The sequence below is a fragment of the Niastella caeni genome (assembly GCF_004834005.1).
Classification (GTDB): domain Bacteria; phylum Bacteroidota; class Bacteroidia; order Chitinophagales; family Chitinophagaceae; genus Niastella; species Niastella caeni.
Map to the genome: position 1 here is coordinate 289795 of NZ_STFF01000006.1, position 16996 is coordinate 306790.

Annotated in this window: 13 protein-coding genes; 4 read left to right on the forward strand and 9 right to left on the reverse strand. The window is 42.3% G+C overall.

The annotated features are described in order from the left end of the window. Positions 1–231: 231 nt before the first annotated feature. The 4 genes from FAM09_RS21635 to FAM09_RS21650 all read right to left on the reverse strand — a co-directional run bounded on the left by FAM09_RS21635 (position 232) and on the right by FAM09_RS21650 (position 3694). Positions 232–774, reverse strand: a complete 543-nt coding sequence (locus FAM09_RS21635) for a hypothetical protein (RefSeq protein WP_136579233.1) — start codon at positions 772–774, stop codon at positions 232–234. Positions 775–786: 12 nt separating this feature from the next. Next, positions 787–1698, reverse strand: coding sequence for a hypothetical protein (locus FAM09_RS21640; protein WP_136579234.1), 912 nt, complete (start codon positions 1696–1698; stop codon positions 787–789). 139 nt (positions 1699–1837) lie between these two features. Then, positions 1838–3043 carry a FecR family protein gene (locus FAM09_RS21645; RefSeq protein WP_136579235.1) on the reverse strand — a complete coding sequence of 402 codons (1206 nt, stop codon included), beginning with the start codon at positions 3041–3043 and terminating at the stop codon, positions 1838–1840. Between the two features lie 66 nt (positions 3044–3109). Beyond that, positions 3110–3694, reverse strand: coding sequence for an RNA polymerase sigma factor (locus FAM09_RS21650; protein WP_136579236.1), 585 nt, complete (start codon positions 3692–3694; stop codon positions 3110–3112). A gap of 303 nt (positions 3695–3997) precedes the next feature. On the opposite strand from FAM09_RS21650, the gene FAM09_RS21655 reads away from it, so the two are divergent. Further along, positions 3998–4948, forward strand: coding sequence for a hypothetical protein (locus tag FAM09_RS21655; protein WP_136579237.1), 951 nt, complete (start codon positions 3998–4000; stop codon positions 4946–4948). Positions 4949–5017: 69 nt separating this feature from the next. On the opposite strand, the gene FAM09_RS21660 is transcribed toward FAM09_RS21655, so the two are convergent. From FAM09_RS21660 to FAM09_RS21680, 5 genes are all read right to left on the reverse strand, one after another. Further along, positions 5018–5845 (reverse strand): MBL fold metallo-hydrolase, encoded by an 828-nt coding sequence (locus FAM09_RS21660; protein WP_136579238.1) that lies wholly within the window; start codon positions 5843–5845, stop codon positions 5018–5020. Between the two features lie 175 nt (positions 5846–6020). Continuing rightward, positions 6021–8024, reverse strand: a complete 2004-nt coding sequence (locus FAM09_RS21665) for an alpha-L-arabinofuranosidase C-terminal domain-containing protein (RefSeq protein ID WP_136579239.1) — start codon at positions 8022–8024, stop codon at positions 6021–6023. A gap of 231 nt (positions 8025–8255) precedes the next feature. Next, on the reverse strand, positions 8256–11195 hold the full coding sequence (locus FAM09_RS21670) for a M16 family metallopeptidase (protein ID WP_136579240.1): 2940 nt from the start codon (positions 11193–11195) through the stop codon (positions 8256–8258). Between the two features lie 307 nt (positions 11196–11502). Continuing rightward, on the reverse strand, positions 11503–13026 hold the full coding sequence (locus FAM09_RS21675) for a hypothetical protein (RefSeq protein ID WP_136579241.1): 1524 nt from the start codon (positions 13024–13026) through the stop codon (positions 11503–11505). A gap of 749 nt (positions 13027–13775) precedes the next feature. Further along, positions 13776–14303 (reverse strand): DUF488 domain-containing protein, encoded by a 528-nt coding sequence (locus FAM09_RS21680; RefSeq protein ID WP_136579242.1) that lies wholly within the window; start codon positions 14301–14303, stop codon positions 13776–13778. 165 nt (positions 14304–14468) lie between these two features. Between FAM09_RS21680 and FAM09_RS21685 the strand changes: the two genes are divergently transcribed. From FAM09_RS21685 to FAM09_RS21695, 3 genes are all read left to right on the forward strand, one after another. Next, positions 14469–15719, forward strand: a complete 1251-nt coding sequence (locus FAM09_RS21685; protein ID WP_136579243.1) for an exo-beta-N-acetylmuramidase NamZ family protein — start codon at positions 14469–14471, stop codon at positions 15717–15719. Between the two features lie 208 nt (positions 15720–15927). Further along, positions 15928–16380, forward strand: coding sequence for a CoxG family protein (locus tag FAM09_RS21690; protein ID WP_136579244.1), 453 nt, complete (start codon positions 15928–15930; stop codon positions 16378–16380). 33 nt (positions 16381–16413) lie between these two features. Next, positions 16414–16899 carry a (2Fe-2S)-binding protein gene (locus tag FAM09_RS21695; protein ID WP_136579245.1) on the forward strand — a complete coding sequence of 162 codons (486 nt, stop codon included), beginning with the start codon at positions 16414–16416 and terminating at the stop codon, positions 16897–16899. Positions 16900–16996: the final 97 nt, after the last annotated feature.

Consider the following 16996-nt stretch of genomic DNA (forward strand, 5'->3'; position numbering starts at 1 on the left):
CCCTTCGTTCTGAAAGAGCGATTTTTTGCATAAGTTTGTTACAGTTTTGGTTGATATAATTTTTACTACAGGTATTTTAGATTAGCCAGACTACCACCGGAAGCACTTCGACCTGCTTCCGGTTTCTTCATCTGCTAACCCAGGTTGTTTTTACTCGATAGATCTAGTTTTAAGGTTAGAAAATCATGGCTATACTAATAATATCTTTCTTTCAGTAAACGAATAGGAAACCTATTGCTCATCCCGGGGATCGATATTGACCCCTGATCTTTTTAAAACGTTCACACTATCTTTTGTAAATAAAATAACACTGTTCAGGTTGCCGGGATCGGTATAACCCAATTGCAGAATGCCGCTTCTGTCCTTTGTAAAATAATAGCTCATATAATAGCCGGGCAAACTGTCTGTTATATAATTTCCTACAAAGGAAAAATCATCATAGCTAGGTTCGGGCTTCCAGGAAATGGCGCGGATATCAACTTTCCGGAACATGGTCCCAAACTTTTCACCCGGAGTTTTCATCCTGATACTATCAAAGCCGCCATAAACATAAAACGAATCCGCAGCAGGCTTACTAATGTAATAGGTTTTATCCCAATAATGCCGCCCTGTTTTTTTACCCATTTTATCCTTAGGTATTTTCCCAAAGGAAACATACCGGAACCCATCCTGCGTTACCTTTTCTTTTTCCTTTTTCTTTACCTTCTCATGTCCCGAACATCCCGAAACAGCAAAACACAAAGCAACAAGCGATAGTACATTTATGTATTTCATCAAATTGTTTGGTTATCGATTTCGCAAAATACCATACTGAAGAGCTTTCAGGGAACTGGCAAAATTAAATACAGGCAGCCAGTTATCTCCGCCGGGAGAAAGCAATTGAACGGTAAACGTTCCCTGTAAAATATATTGGTTATAAATGTTTTGAGCTGATTCTATGGTAAATCCAGCTTCCAGCTCTACCCCAGCTTTAAATACTTCCAGGTCGGTTTCGGTTGATATTTTTACCTTTCCTTCCATTGAAAACACCTGGGTCCTCATCTCTGTACCCTGGGCATGAACGGATGCTGAACTTGTACCAAAAGACTGTACATAAGCAGGGTATGGCGAGGCGCTATAAGTACCCCAGTGAGCCCCTACAGGTTGCATACTGGGTGGGGCTGAAGGCATTGCAGCCACTTTTACAATAACAGGATTAGATGAATTATTCATAGCAACAGTATAAGGAACATTAAAAAGTATCTGATTGCCTCTAATAGCAAACGTTGCATACACTATGCCTACCCCCTTGTATACTTTAATTCCTGTAGGGTATTGCGAAAGGATGTTTGACATTATACTATAATCAATATCCCATTCATGTAGTTCCGTCAGGCCTAAAGTTTGGAAATCTCCTACCGATATTTCTTCACTGCCATCATCGGTGACGGCTGTAGCTGCAGATGACCTGGCAGAACGCTGATTCGTACATTTAGCTTTCACATAGTTAACCTTGTTCCTGAAATCAGTAGCATCTTTCACCCCTTTTGTTCCTAAGATATCAGCCAACATCTCCTGCTCTTCGCCTGTCAGCTTTACCTGTATCTTTTCATTGGTATCAGGGTGGGTAAACGCGGCATCCATGTTTTGCTTTTTACAGGCAGTTGTCAGCACTAAAAAAGCCACAATCAGTAGAAAATGAACTTTAAATTTTTTCATAAGATCGTTACGATTTAATTTTCTTCTAAATATTTGATTAGTCTGATTTTCACGTTACTCCTTCTACCTGATGCTGGTTTTTTATTCTACTAACTCTACTTGTTTTAATCCATAGGCATTCTTTTTTAGGTTTAAAAAATTATGGCATTACGATCAGTTGTTTTCCATTTTCAATGGTCATATGTACGCCGGTGCTCTGGAAGCCTTTTATTAAACCCGCCAGGCTTATACTTCTGCTGATGCTTCCAAAAAATTTAATGTCGGGTACATTGCCGCGGTACACCACCTCTACATCGTACCAGCGCGCTATCTGCTTCATAGCCGTTTTCAAATACACTCCTTCAAAATTGAACAGGCCGTTCTTCCAGGCAATCACTTTTTCAAGCTCAGGTTCTACAATAGCAGCGCCTTTATCACTTAGCTGCAACTGTTGTCCCGGCACCAGCACCTGCTCCAATTGCTTTCCATATGAAGCAGCCTGCCGCGTGGTGATGCGCACGGCGCCTTCGAGCAATGTTGTATTGAGCGTTTCTTCATTGTCATAGGCATTCACATTGAAATGTGTTCCCAACACTTCTATTTCAGCCCTGTTATCAACAGTAACCCTGAACGGCATTTTCTTATTCTTTACCACTTCAAAATAGGTTTCACCGCTGACCTCTACCTGCCGTTGCGTACCGGTAAATGCTACCGGGTATCGAATGGAACTGGCGGCATTGAGCCAAACTCTTGTTCCGTCGTGCAGGGTAAGCATGAACTGCCGGCCATTAGGGACTGAGATCGTATTATACACCATTTCACTGCCGGCATTGGCTGGCGGCGCATAAACCAGTTCGCCATCTTTCAAGGTGGCTTTTGTTCCGTTCTGCAAGGCCACTACCCCATTTTGTAAACTATCCAGCACAACACGTTCGCCATTTGCCAGGGTAAGTATGGCGCCATTCTTCCCCGGCGCTACATCTACGTGCGCCTGGTTCTCAGCCACAACAGGTTGTTGATACGGCGCTTTGACAAACCACCAGTAAGCCGTAAAGGCCAGTACCATCACCGCTGCCGCAGCCATCCATTTCCACAAAGCCATTACACGGCGCTTTGCCTGCGGCTCAGGGTTCGCATGTTTTTGCATAAAGCGCTCCAATGCTGATGCAGCATCGTACCGCGCCATAGCCTGCATAGCAGCCTGGCATACAGTCACATCATTCATTTCATTCCAAAGCCGCTGGTGATCTGCATTGGCAGCTATCCAGGCGTCGAGTATATCTTTTTCTTCATTGGCAATATTCCCCTGCAGCTGTTTAAGGATAAGGGCTGCAATATATTGGGGATCAGTTGAGGATGCGTTCATAAAGCCATGTGCTTTTCTTTATTACGCAGCGATGAAGCGATCGTACCAAAAGAAAATAATTTTTTTTTAAAGGCGGGCAATCAACAGCAGCAAGGCAAATGTTTCGGGAGGCAATCGCAGCTTTAATAAAGAGATACCCCGCGATTTCTGGTTTTTAACGGTTTGAACCGATAAGCCAAGCGCCTGGGCTATTTCATCATTCGACCGGCCTTCAATATACCCCATATGCACGATCTTACTGCATTGTTCGGGCAGCCGGCTGATCTCTTCTAGAATATTGCGATACACCTCCGTACGAATAATGTCGAGGTCCGCAGCCTGCTCCCACTGCTCCTGGTTCTGCAGAAATAAAGCCTGCCGCTCCAGGCTATGGATCGTACGCCGGTTGAGATCGAAACAGGCATTACGGGTTGCTTTATAAAGGAAATCCCTGAGGTGCTTCAGGTCGTGGAACGATTGTTTTTTAAGCCATATTTTCAAAAATACTTCTTCTACCAGGTCTTCTACATGCTGTGGGGCCCCGGTGAGTTTTTCGGCGAAAGCGCACAAGGCGGGGTAATATTCTTTAAAGATATAGGAAAAAGCTTCCCTTCCACCGTTTTCAAGTTGGAGCAGCAGTTCTTTTTCGTTGTATGGTTGGCCTGAATACAATTATGCTGGCAGGGTCAAAAATATATACGGGCATAAAAATAAAAAAAAATTAATGGTACGCACATTTAACAGGCTGGCATTTGTAAAGTTGGCTGGCCCTGTTGAATCAATGTGTGATTTGAAATTACTGCTTGTTAAGCGTGCTATGCAAATGTGAAATGACAAGTCTGCTAATAATTTATAAAGAAGCAAATAGATATTGAATATCCCAAAATTATCCTCGAACCTTTTTCGATACTAATTGGGCCCAAGTGCATCAAAATGCACACAAATTCATTAGTATACTTAATTTTATACGTTATTATGAAAACCGAGATAATTCAAACTTACAAACCGGGGGATGGATATTTATTTGATAAGATATTAAATCTCGACAAGGAAACGACAATTATATTCAGATCTAAATATAATGCACCATCCTTTTTTGACGTATTAAATAACGGGATTTTAGTGAATTCATTTGACTTATCAAAAATTGGAGGTTTTGACACATCCACCTATCAAAAGGGTTATTTCAAAACAAAGAATGGTTTTGGCATTATTAATATGACAGAAGACTTGTTAATATGGGAAACAAACGATTTAGATAACCCTAAAACAGTAAAAGTTTCTAATCCTTTTCCCCCGGATGAGCATTTAAGAAAGTTATATGTCATTAAAACAACTTTTGATGAACACACGAATGAACTTATTTGTGGTATAAGTGATTATTTTTATTATAACTATCCACCACGATATATATCTAGTTTAATAATTGAAAAAACTTTTGCCGGGGCAAAATGGACTACCTTATTCGAACTTCCAAAACAAAATTTTCCACGAACTGCATCTATTCAGTCAAATGAGACCATGGATTGGCTAAATATTAGGGAAATCTTTGTCAAAAACGCTGACATCTTCGTTCATTCAACAGGCGGCTTAAGTACAAGACTGAAAAGTGGTAATATGTTTGAATTTAGTATCGTTGCCAAATTTGACAATAAAAAAGAATGGGTAAAAAACTTTATCATTGAGGAAGGAATAGGAAATATAAATTCAACGAATGAATTATTCATCCTTCAACCAAAAACAAAAAAATCAAAACTTTATTTCTACAACACAACCGATTTCACTATGAACTTTGAAATCGCCTTAACTTCCAAGCAAAATTTAGGAGAAGAAAAAAGCAATGAAATTTCTGCAGATATCATAGGAGACAGGTTCTATATTTTTAATCAGCGATTTCTAAATATATGCAGGCTAATAAATAAATGATTAAAACCTCTATTCCGGGCGTAGCGTCTAATTCTTTGTGTAAGAAATAGTACTATGTTTCGCTATTTACTATTTCACCCTGATCACTCCTTCCGTAATAACCGGGAATTTTGAGAAAGTGGCGGCGTCGTAACCAGGCATGATAAGCTTCTCATCCGTTACCAGCATATGCATTCTTTGCATAGCCTTTATATAACCATTTGCATCAAATGTGCTGAACGAGGGCGCCGGTGTTACAAAGTTTGAGTTATAATAGATCCAAACATTGTCTGAAGCCAGGGCCATATTGCCAAGCCCTGTTTTTACCAATGCATATTGCGGAAGCGATGGTTTTCTTGAACCGGGAAATATTCTGATATTTTGTATTATTTCTTTATTATACCCTTCAACTAACGTTACACGACCTGTTGCGTGTAATTCGACCATCTTGCGCACTTCTTTTCTATTGAATTCACTGTTTACACCGCCTTTTTGCCAGGCAGTTGTTGTGAAATAATTGTAATCTTCTTTCTGTACCCATACCTGTGCATTGGGAAACACATCGATACTATTCACATGCTCGAAATACGGGTAAGTTAGAATAATATCAGTAACCTCTTCCGGACGAAGCGTTAACTTTTGCAAAGTAGAGTCAGGCCGCAGATCATCTATCATATCAAAATCCCTGGCAGATTCAACGCTGTACAAATAACCTGCATCCATTAAGATGTTTTTTCCATTGCCTTTGATCAGCCAGATCATAAAATCAATGCTCACACTATCTTTTGTCGTTGATGTAACAAGCGAGTCATGCACTAAAGATGAATATTTTAATGCATAAATTTCGTATGAGGCAGTTTGGGAAATGGCAAGGCAGGAAGTAAATAGACCAATTAGAATAAGATAAATTTTTTTCATAGTACTGATTAATTGCTATTTAAGGTTGGGGCCTTGCCCTGGTATTATTAGGAGAACAAATGTACAAATTACATGTAACAACCAAAAAAAGAGCCCCGACTTTGTCGGGGCCAATATTGCTTGAATCGTGCCAATTTAACGTTCGTGATCTATTTATTTATTGTGTCATGAATACTTATTTTTTTCCCTTGCCGGCAAATTTGGATTGTATTCGAATAACACTTAATGAATTGGCAGGCGCCTGATAAGTAAATGACTTGCTGACGGAAATGTTTGAGCTTTTCGGGGTTTTATTTTGCGCACCTTCACAACTGTTCTCAGCCATTGGATCACCGGTTAACACCGTAACACCCGCATTTGTATTTACAGCACCCAGTCCTGCTAAATTTATTTTTGCAGGAACAACTACCGCATCTGTATTTACTATTTTGAGAATGATATCACCTGTTTTACTATCCTTTACACAAGATGCTGCAAACGTCTTTGCCGTATCTGCTACAGGCGCGGAGATAACATCAGCATAATACGTGTCACCTTCATTGTTCGCAAACAGCTTTTGCACATAATAATTTATCGTAGGACAAATTTGTGTACCGGTAAAATAGATCAGGTTGGGGTTCCATTGGGTATGTCCTTTACGCCCGAGCAAAGGTGCATAGGAAGAAAACATAACCACATCGCCATTGCGCTCCAATGAGGTCATGTACAATGCCTCGGCTAAGGCAGACCGCAGTGTGTTCTTTCGCTTTACATCATGCGCGGCATACTCGCCTACATATACTTTTGAAGCTGCGCGGTTATATTTATCATAACGTTTCAGGTTGTTGATAAACCATTCCGGTTTTTCATAATAGTGTTCATCAACCATTTCAACCTTTACCTCATTGGCAAAATTCCAGCCCAGGTCATAATCTTCGCCAGAGTGGAAGGGGCCTGTTGTGCCAATAATAGTGATCTCGGGATGTTTTGCGTATACAACGTCGTAGATCATTTTAAAGCGATCTTTGAATACCGGGGTAATTTTGTCTTCATTACCTATACCAATATACTCCAAGTGAAATGGTTCGGGGTGACCAGCCGCGGCGCGTTTAGCTCCCCACGTTGTTGTAGCATCGCCGTTGGCATATTCTATCAGGTCCAGAATATCCTGGATATACGTTTTCATTTCTTCCAATGACAACCCTTTTTGTCCGGTACCGCCAATACGCCAGGTGCCGCCTGAATTTTGACAGCTTACTCCAGCCGCTACTACCGGCAATGGTTTGGCGCCTATATCTTCACAAAACTGGAAGTATTCAAAATAACCTAAGCCAACTGTTTGGTGATAACTCCAGATATTCCTTTGTCCCTTTCGTTGTTCAACCGGCCCTACCGTGTTCTTCCATTGATATATATTGCCCAAACCATCGCCATGCACCAGGCAACCGCCGGGAAAACGCATGAATTTTGGTTGCAGATCGGCAATGGTTTGCGCCAGATCGGCACGCAATCCATTGGGCCTGTTCCTGAATGTCTTTTGCGGAAACAGGGAGATCATATCAATCGCTATTTTACATTTTGCCTTCGCTACGATCACCAGCATGGCGCTGTCGTCAGTTTGCGTAGCAGTTAAAGTAGCGGTATATTTTTTCCAGTCGCTGGATTGCGTATTGAAAGTGGCTTCGTTGGATAATTTATCTTTCTTGCCTTTCAGGTAAACAGTTAACGGAATGGCATTACCTGATAGCTGTTTTACAAATACCGAAAAATCATACGTTTCACCGGCTTTTACAACAATGCCATCGAAACCGGTATTGGTTAAACCTACACCTTCCCTACCCTCATCTTCAACATTCAGCACTACATAATGCGGATTATTTTCATGCACCGGTGTACTGGTTTCTACGGAAATGGTGCCATAACCAAAACCTTCGGTAGTATATTGCCAGGCAGTTAATGGGTGCCAGTCGCGCCGGTCGCTGGCGCTGTATTCAAATGAACGGTTCTGAATTAATTCGGCATACAAACCGCCATCTGCAGCATAGTTAATGTCTTCAAAGAAAATACCAAAGAGGTTGGGACTGATGGCTTTGCTACCGGCGGGCGCTTTTTGTTTCACCAATTTTTGGTTCATTTGGGCCTGAAGGGCCATTCCCAAGCACCCAAAAACAGCCACAAAAAAGCAGACAAATTTTTTCATACTAAGCAAGTGTTGGTTTTAATCGTAAAATTGACACTAAAAGTAAGAAATTTCTGACTTATTGATTTCGGGTTCTTGAGATTTGCAAATTTTGAATTTTGTGACCGAGTATGAGACCTAAAATTGAAGAAATCACAAAATATCTACATCCCAAAATCAGCAATAAAAAAACCCGGCACATCAAAGCACTCTATGCTTCAATTTGCCGGGTTATAAATTCATTTATACAAATCAATACCCAAACAACTCTTCCAGGCCAACCTGCTTAACTTCGCCGATCGTTTTCAGCTCATCGAGCTTTATTTTTTTGTCGGAAGCCACTACACAATAGGTATAAGGCTTACCGCTGATCTGACTCTTGTGCATGTCCTGAATATCCTGCAACCTGAGCGCAGCCAATGCGGCATATTCATCTTTGCGGAAATCGCCTTTCCAACCTTTTTGCCGGGCCGACAAATAAGAAGCAATTATACCTTCTTTGGTTATACGCTGTGTTTCCAGGTCTTTTTTAAATCCTGTTCTTGCCAGCTCGAACCGTTGTTCTGAAACAGGCAGTTCAGTCAATAATTCATTCATGCCTTTGATAGCCTCGTTCATTTTATCGGCCTGGCAACCTACATACGCCATCATATAGAATGGGTATTCTTTCTTTGAAGGCGTATTATAATAAGCATAAGTTGAATAAGCCAGCGCTTTTGACTCCCGAATGGTTTGGAAAACAACCGACCCCATACCACCGCCAAAATAATTGTTAAACACACTCACTACAGCTTCTTTGCTCGCATCATAAGGCAAATCATTTCTTACCCAGCAGATCTCGCTTTGCACCATATCGTAATTGGTAAATAACAATTGAGTGGCAGATTGAACCACAGGCGCGAAATTCGCCTTTTCAGGATATTCTGTAAAGGAAGCCGGCAAGGGATGCAGCTTCGCAACGGTTGTTTTAAAAGCATCAGCGCCCAGCGGACCATAATACATGATGCGGTGTTTATACTGCATCAGGCTGTGCAGAATATTCACCAGGTCTTCGGCTTTCAACTGGTTTATTTCAGCATCGGTAAGCACTGAATTAAACGGATTTTTTGCACCATACCGCGCATAGGACACCAACCCCGACATGATGCTCTGCTTGTCGGCTTTGGCGTTGGCCCGGGCTTTCATCAACCGCGACTTCAGGGCAGTTAACGCCGCTTCATCAGGCTTGCAATTGGCCAGTATTTCTTCAAACAAACCAGCCGCTTTTTCAAAATTCTCCTGCAAGCCATTGATGGTAACCGTCGTTACTTCAGCGGTAGCGCTGATGTTGAAATTACAAGCAATATTGTAAAACGATTTGCTGATCTCTTCTGCAGTATATTTATCCGTACTTAAAAATTGCAGGTACTGTGCAGCCAGCGGCAACAATTTATTATTCCATGTACCCATATCAAACTGATAGTACAAGCTAAACAGTTCGTTCGATTTGTTCTGCACATACAATACATCAGCAATACCAGTTTTGGCAAGGGTGATATCTTTATCGTAATCCAGCCACAGCGGTTGAATATCTGCCACAGGCATCGCCTCCATCTTTTTTAAATAGTCAGACGATTTGCCGGCATTCGTTTCAATAGGGGTGATCGGTGGTTTTTCTACCTTTACAATATTCTTATCCTCCCCTTTTCTTTTATAGACCAGTACATAATTATTGTCACCGAGGTATTTATTAACGGTTGCTACCAGTTCAGCTTTGGTGATCTTCGCCATATCATCAAGGTACGATACATCTTTATTCCAAAGCGTGCAACGGTTCTTAATAAATTCATTCATTAACAGTTGTGCGCTACTGGTGTTATTATCGAGCATTTGCAACATCGATAATTTCTCATTGGCTACAATAGCCCTGATCAAAGTTTCATCAAAATCGCCTTTTTTCAATAATGCCAGTTGGCCAATCAACAGGTCTTTTACTTCTTCCAGCTTTTGTCCCTGCTTGGGAGAACCGAGCATCATGAAAATGCCATAATCTTTATACTGCTGTAAACCGGCTTGTGTGCCCTGTGCTTTTTGTTGTTTGTTCAGGTTCAGATCGAACAAACCGGCTTTACCATTCGACAATATGGAAGAAGCGAGGTCAAGCACCATGGCATCGTGCGTTTTGGCAGCAGGCGTACGGAAACAGATACGCATGTTTTCAGCAGAAGGCCCAAAAATTTCTTTTATAACCGGCGCGGAGATCGGTTTCTCAGGCGCGCATTGATATTCCTGAACCGGTTTGCTTTGCATGTAGGCAAATGCCTGTTCCACTTTTTTGATCATTACGTCCGGATCAAAATCACCGGCCAGTATTATACCCATGTTATTGGGCACATAATATTTATTGTAATAATTCCTGATAGCAACCAGGGAAGGATTCTTCAAGTGTTCAATGGTGCCAATGGTTGTTTGCTGCCCGTAATTATGTGTAGGGAACAAACCAGCCATCATATTTTCCTGCACTTTGGCGCCATCATTATCCAGCCACCGGTTCTTTTCTTCGTAAACTGCTTCCAGCTCGGTATGAAACAAGCGGAGGATCGGTTTTCGAAAACGTTCTGCCTGGATCGCCAGAAATTTATCAACCGCGTTGGAAGGAATATCTTCCTCATACACCGTTTCTTCAACCCAGGTATGCGCATTGGTTTTTTGCGAACCAATATTGCTCATCAACTTATCATATTCATTGGCAATGGCAAAGCGGGATGCAATACCGGAAATGCTATCAATGGTTTTGTAGATGGCTTTACGTTTTTCTACATCTTTGGTAGCGCCGTATTGCTCATATAAAGCATCGATCTTATCTAAATAAGGTTTTTCTTTTGCCCAATCGAGCGAACCATACTTGTCGGTGCCTTTAAACAGCAGGTGTTCCAGGTAATGGGCCAGGCCGGTATGATCTTTAGGATCGTTGTTGCTGCCGGTACGAACCGCCATGCGATAAGTTATTCGAGGTTCCTTGTGGTTAACGGTTAAAATAACAGACAAGCCGTTTTTCAACGTATAGAACCTTGCCTGTAAAGGATCATTGGTTACATATTTATACGTGTAACCACCAGCAGTTGCCTGTTTCCACTGGTACTTGTTCTGTGCATTGCTTTCGTAGGCTACCGAAAGGAGCAGTAAGAGAGAAATAACCTTGTTAAATTGCATAATAATACTTTGGTTTACTTCATTTGGTTAAGCTGACATTGAGCGCAATCATGTAGCAAGAAGCAGGCCCCAAGGGTCAGCAGGTTGAACAATAATTTGAGACTAACTATAAAGACGCCTCCCGACCGCAATGTATTAGCTGGGGACAACATTTTTTTCCGGGAAACTGTATAACTGGTTTATATCACAGACGAACGGTTGAGGTAGGCGTGACATGGTCCTGAGCGGAGCCGAAGGAGAAACCGTGCCACGCTTAATTAAAAAAAGCGACCCCGGAGGGCCGCTTCTTCTTTACTTGTTCTAATGCTTATACCAGCAAGGTTAAATTGCGATGGTAAGTTGAATGGCCGATATAACCATAGCCATTGGTTGTGCGGGCCCAGGCCTGCACAATAAAGCTGTAGGCGCATTGTATGGGCGGCCTCCAGGCTGCGGGTACCGTAGGCACAGCAAAATTTTGCACCCCGGCCCAGATATTTCCCGGCGGAACGGCGGTTTCATACGCCTGGCTGTAAATGGCCACCGCCTGGTTCTCACCATATGTTGCGCTAAAGCTCCAGGCACGCAGGTTGCCTTCGGGATCATTGGCGGTTACATTAAAGCTCAATCCATCTGCACCCGGACCAATCTTTTCAATTGCACAAGCAGTTACTTCTACAGCGCCATGCTTAATGCTATTGATATTTACATTAGGCACATTGTTATCGATAAACAACGACAATACCTGCGGAGCAGAAGCTACGGGTGTTACGCCATCCGATTTGAAGAATTCAACTTTAAATTTATGCAAACCGGTATCCATGCCTAAAGTGGAGAATTGTATCAACAGTTCATCGATCGAATACTCTTCTGCCGGATTGAAAAGCGTATACTGTTTATTGATATCGGCTGAAAAAGCTTGCGGTACATAGTTGGCGCCGTTCCAACGGTAATTGGTCCACGCCGACACCAGTGGCAGGAAGGTTGCACTACCAGGCACTGCATGTAAGATGCGGTATTTATTCGCGCCCAAACCAATAAGTGATGTAATATTTACTTTGTTAGCGATAAAATTCAACACCCCGCCGAAAGCTGCATTGTGCGCTTCTACAAAATAACCAGCCGTTGTGGTAGCTCTGCCCGTTACTGGCGACAATACAGTAGCAGATGTAGGAATGAGCCCAACCGTACCAATGATAGCGCCCAGCAATGCCGGACTGGGCGCCGGTTTGCGAGCGAAGTATAACTTGGTGAGATTAGAGAAATTCTGATAGAAGTTCACAGGAAAATCTATTGTTAGGGCGGGGTTGGAAGATTTCACCCTGAAGCCAAAATATGTGTAGGGTAATCCGAATAATGAAAAAAGGCTGGCGTTTATTTCGGTCAACGCAATTTTGAATTTCCAGATGCGGTGCGGAATGGCCGATTTTGGCGACGGGCCAAACTCAACGCGGCTCTTTGACTCGGGTGGTTCTGAAATGCCAGTCCACACACCGGGCCCCAGGTATTTTTGAATACCCATTTTATTGGGAAAACCGGGATACAGGCCATAGTTTACATCTTTGTTAGCGGAAATGCTCTTGTTCTCATCTACATCAAAACTAAGCCAGTAATAGTCATTGGTACCAAAGTCGTTGCCGGTATCGGCCACTACATCGAGGGCCAGGTACAGGAATTTCGCATCATTTTTAGCGAATACCCAGCCATTGGGGAACTGAAATTCACCGGCGCCATTCCAGGCGCTGTCCATAATAGACGTAGTGGGATCAATAGGCGATTCAGACCACTTACTAAATAATGCTGTAGCAGCGGTAAAAATAGGCGGTAAGGAGATACTCTCTTCTGTTAGCATAATGGTGAGATTTAATGTTGGTTATTGACAATAATGGTTCAACAAGCATGGTAGCAAGTCATGCAACTGTTTTACATACATGGTTGGTTTTATTCCCGGGAAGAAGGGTTAACCGAATTAGGCTACTAATAGGAATGCCATAACCAGAGAGAGATTACATACGTGGGTAAAACAAAGGTTCTTAATTATGATGAACCACGAACCCGTACTAACACCTGAAAACAAAACGTAATACTACGGGAAAATACTGGAAGAATAGAAGCTGCACAAGTTTTATGATCCTGGTCATGTTTTGGAATGGTTGTTGGCTTACCAGGACGATTCCTATTATCACACTATTATCTTTGAAAAAAGTGTTAGCTATTACATAAGGCTCATCTTTACACATTACATCCTAAGAACATTGAGATTCTAAACCTCTGCAGTTAACATTTGGTTCTTTTCTTAAAAAATATGTTGAACTACTCAATAAAAAAAGAAAAGAATTTGCCGATGATATCAGTATAGACGAAACCATGTTGAGCCAGTTAATCAATAATCACCGGATGCCACCTGATTATATTGCAATCAGGCTTGAGCTTCATTCAGATAATATCATTCCGGCTACGCATTGGATCAGGTTAGTTGACAAACAAAGATTACATGAAATAACCACCGATAAAGAATTGAGAAAAAAGGAGATGAAATATGTTCATGGAAAACTAACGACAAAATTATCTGCATAAGTTTTGTATAACTAAAATCAAGCTTTACGAGTCATTCCCAAATAACCCCTTTTGAGCCTGACCCTTATTAATTTCCCTAACAACACTTGCATGGTCTTTAATTTTCCCATGCTCATCTATGTGATGCAAGATAATATTGTCATTGTCTAATACCATACCAATTAGCCTCGTTCTATGACACTCACATGGGTTTCTTTCACTGCACATAATGGCCAGGTTTACGTCTTTATTGTAAGCGGTTTTTAGCCGTTCAATTCCTCTTTTGAAAAAGTCTTTTGTCTTTACAATTTCATAGTCAATTTTGCCTTCCTTATCGTAACAAGATGCGTCTGCAGGCCGGCCGCCTAATTCATCACCCATAAAAACATATCGTATTCCCTGCTGCTCTAAAAAAAGTTTTAGCGCATTTTGATTAAACTGAGGATGAAACCTGGAATATGGTTTTGAACGAACATCTGCCAAATATTCAATATCGTATTCCTTCAGTAGGGCAAGAAAATCATCCGACTTCCGGCTGCCATGTCCAATAGTATATAATGGCTTCTTTTCCACCTTCTAAAAATACGACATTTTCCCCCTTATAAAGCAAAAAGCGTGACCGTACAACCAGCTACTCTCTCCATCGAAATATGCGTTTTTCTGCAAGCAGTACAGCAGCAAAAGCATTGATAAATATGCTATATTCGCCATCATCTTTAACAGATCAACTATTCAGTTATGAAGATCTACTGCGTATTGGTGTTGCTTTTTGCTTTAATGCTGAAGCCGGAGGTCGGAGATTTGAAGTTTGTCGGAGATTTGAATGACGAACAGCCCGCTCACCATTCACCATTCGCCACTCACCCAATAATTACCGGTGCCGATCAAACGGAGAAATATATTCATCTCTTAAAGAATAAAAGAGTAGGAATTCTTGCCAACCCCACTACTATCATTGGAAAAAAACATTTGGTCGATAGCCTGATGGCCCGGGGCATCCGTTTTGTTAAAGCATTTGGTCCCGAACATGGGTTCAGGGGAACCGCCAGCGCCGGCACTTCAGTAACCGATGAAACAGATGCAGCTACCGGCATTCCTATTATCTCATTATACGGCAATAAAAGAAAACCTACTGAAACCGACCTCGCCGATGTTGATATCATGATCTTCGATGTGCAGGATGTGGGTTGCCGTTTTTATACATACATCAATATCTTGCGCGATGTGATGGAATCCTGCGCAGAAAACAATAAAGAATTGCTGATCCTCGACCGGCCCAATCCCAATGGCTACCTGGTTGATGGCCCTATTCTCGACATGAAGCATAAATCGGGCATCGGGCAATTCCCTATTCCCATAGCGCACGGCATGACGATCGGCGAATTTGCCAAAATGATCAATGGCGAAGGGTGGCTGCCCGGCAAAAAAACCTGCAAGATCACCATCATCCCGGTTAAAAATTACCGCCATGATATGAATTACGTACTGCCGGTAAAACCTTCTCCCAATTTAAACACCCAGCAAAGCATATTACTATATCCCTCCATTTGTTTATTTGAAGGAGCAGCCGTTAACCTCGGCCGCGGTACGCAGATGCCATTCACCGTGCTGGGCGCCCCGGTATTAAAAGATAAATATAACTTCTCCTTTACCCCCGTGAGCATTCCGGGCATGAGCGAATCGCCGCTTTATATGAACGAGGTTTGCTATGGGTTAGACCTTCGGAAATACGATGTGTCGAAGCTCCGCAAAAGCAAAAGGATCAATATTGAATGGATGATCGAATTGTATAACGCATTCCCCGATAAAAGCCGCTTTTTTGATCGTTCTATCAGCAAACAGATCGGGAATATCGACTTCCTTGCCGGTACCTCAGAATTCAAAAAACAGATCATTGCCGGGAAAACTGTAAAACAGATCCAGGACTCCTGGGAGCCCGGTTTGTCGCAATACAAAAAGATGCGTAAGAAATATTTGCTGTATCCGTAAATCCCAAAACACCCGAAGTAAGAAGTAAGAAGCTTATGATTCTTTAGATCTCCGATTCTCCTCATTACGTCAAATATTAGGGTTATTCATACTTCCTACCTCCTACTTCATCTTTATTTTTCTCCACTCCATTTTTTCTGTAACTTAATACTGGAAAAATAACGATTGCTTTTAATCCCGTTCCCTGCGGTTTTAAATTATATGCCATATGCAGCTTGCGGGGAAATATCTGTTACATGCAGCGCCACCCAAAGTTTGGGCGACCCTGATGAATATGGATACCCTCGCTAAAGTAGTCCCGGGCATTTCCCGCCTTGAAAAAACAGGCGATCATACCTTTAAATCCATTCTTGATATTAAACTTGGTCCGGTGAGCGGCTCCTTTACCGGCAACCTGCAATTAGACGATCTGCAGGAACCTTCTGCTTTTACCCTGAAAGCACAACAGAACAGTAGAATAGGCAATGCCAATGCCGCCATCAAAATTAACCTGTCACCGGTGGGAACCGATGATACGGAGATCGTATTTGATGGTGATGTAAAATTGAGCGGCATGCTGGCTTCGTTGGGGCAACGGGTTATGGGTGGGGTTTCGAACACGCTCACCAAACAATTTTTTTCAAACCTGGAAAAAGAACTGGAAAAAACACCTGCTTCATAAATAATATTGTTCATACATATTAAACCACACTCCATGAGTACCAAAATAAATGTTACGGTCAATGGTGTACAATACAGTCACTTTGTAGAACCCCGATTATTGCTGGTGAGCTACCTCCGCGACGTGCTGCATCTAACAGGCACCCATGTAGGCTGCGACACCAGCAATTGCGGGGCCTGTACCATTCACGTTAATGGCAAAGCCACCAAATGCTGTACGCTGCTGGCCGTTCAGGCCGATGGTTGCAACATCACAACCATCGAAGGACTGAGTAACAACGGTGAACTGCATCCGCTACAGGAAGGTTTTAACGAATGTCATGGCCTGCAATGCGGTTTTTGTACGCCGGGCATGATCATGACAGCCGCCGACCTGCTGCAACACAATCCGCAGCCGTCAGAAGCTGATATTCGCCATGCGTTGGATGGCAACTTCTGCCGATGTACGGGGTATCATAATATTGTTAAGTCGGTTCAGTATGCCGCGCAGAAGATGAAGGAGAAGGAAGTGGTTCATTAAAGGGGTGCCGGGATCTCAAATTCCAGGTTTCAAGTTACAGGAGCCGACTATTCATGATTGACGATTCACGATTTCACGTTTACCGTTTCACGTACCA

What these genes read in the sequence shown, in the direction of transcription:
- FAM09_RS21660 (WP_136579238.1), bottom strand. Translation starts at nt 5,845, where the DNA reads ATGAAAAAAATTTATCTTATTCTAATTGGTCTATTTACTTCCTGCCTT.
- FAM09_RS21640 (WP_136579234.1), bottom strand. Translation starts at nt 1,698, where the DNA reads ATGAAAAAATTTAAAGTTCATTTTCTACTGATTGTGGCTTTTTTAGTG.
- FAM09_RS21695 (WP_136579245.1), top strand. Translation starts at nt 16,414, where the DNA reads ATGAGTACCAAAATAAATGTTACGGTCAATGGTGTACAATACAGTCAC.
- FAM09_RS21685 (WP_136579243.1), top strand. Translation starts at nt 14,469, where the DNA reads ATGAAGATCTACTGCGTATTGGTGTTGCTTTTTGCTTTAATGCTGAAG.
- FAM09_RS21635 (WP_136579233.1), bottom strand. Translation starts at nt 774, where the DNA reads ATGAAATACATAAATGTACTATCGCTTGTTGCTTTGTGTTTTGCTGTT.
- FAM09_RS21665 (WP_136579239.1), bottom strand. Translation starts at nt 8,024, where the DNA reads ATGAAAAAATTTGTCTGCTTTTTTGTGGCTGTTTTTGGGTGCTTGGGA.
- FAM09_RS21675 (WP_136579241.1), bottom strand. Translation starts at nt 13,026, where the DNA reads ATGCTAACAGAAGAGAGTATCTCCTTACCGCCTATTTTTACCGCTGCT.
- FAM09_RS21645 (WP_136579235.1), bottom strand. Translation starts at nt 3,043, where the DNA reads ATGAACGCATCCTCAACTGATCCCCAATATATTGCAGCCCTTATCCTT.
- FAM09_RS21690 (WP_136579244.1), top strand. Translation starts at nt 15,928, where the DNA reads ATGCAGCTTGCGGGGAAATATCTGTTACATGCAGCGCCACCCAAAGTT.
- FAM09_RS21670 (WP_136579240.1), bottom strand. Translation starts at nt 11,195, where the DNA reads ATGCAATTTAACAAGGTTATTTCTCTCTTACTGCTCCTTTCGGTAGCC.
- FAM09_RS21655 (WP_136579237.1), top strand. Translation starts at nt 3,998, where the DNA reads ATGAAAACCGAGATAATTCAAACTTACAAACCGGGGGATGGATATTTA.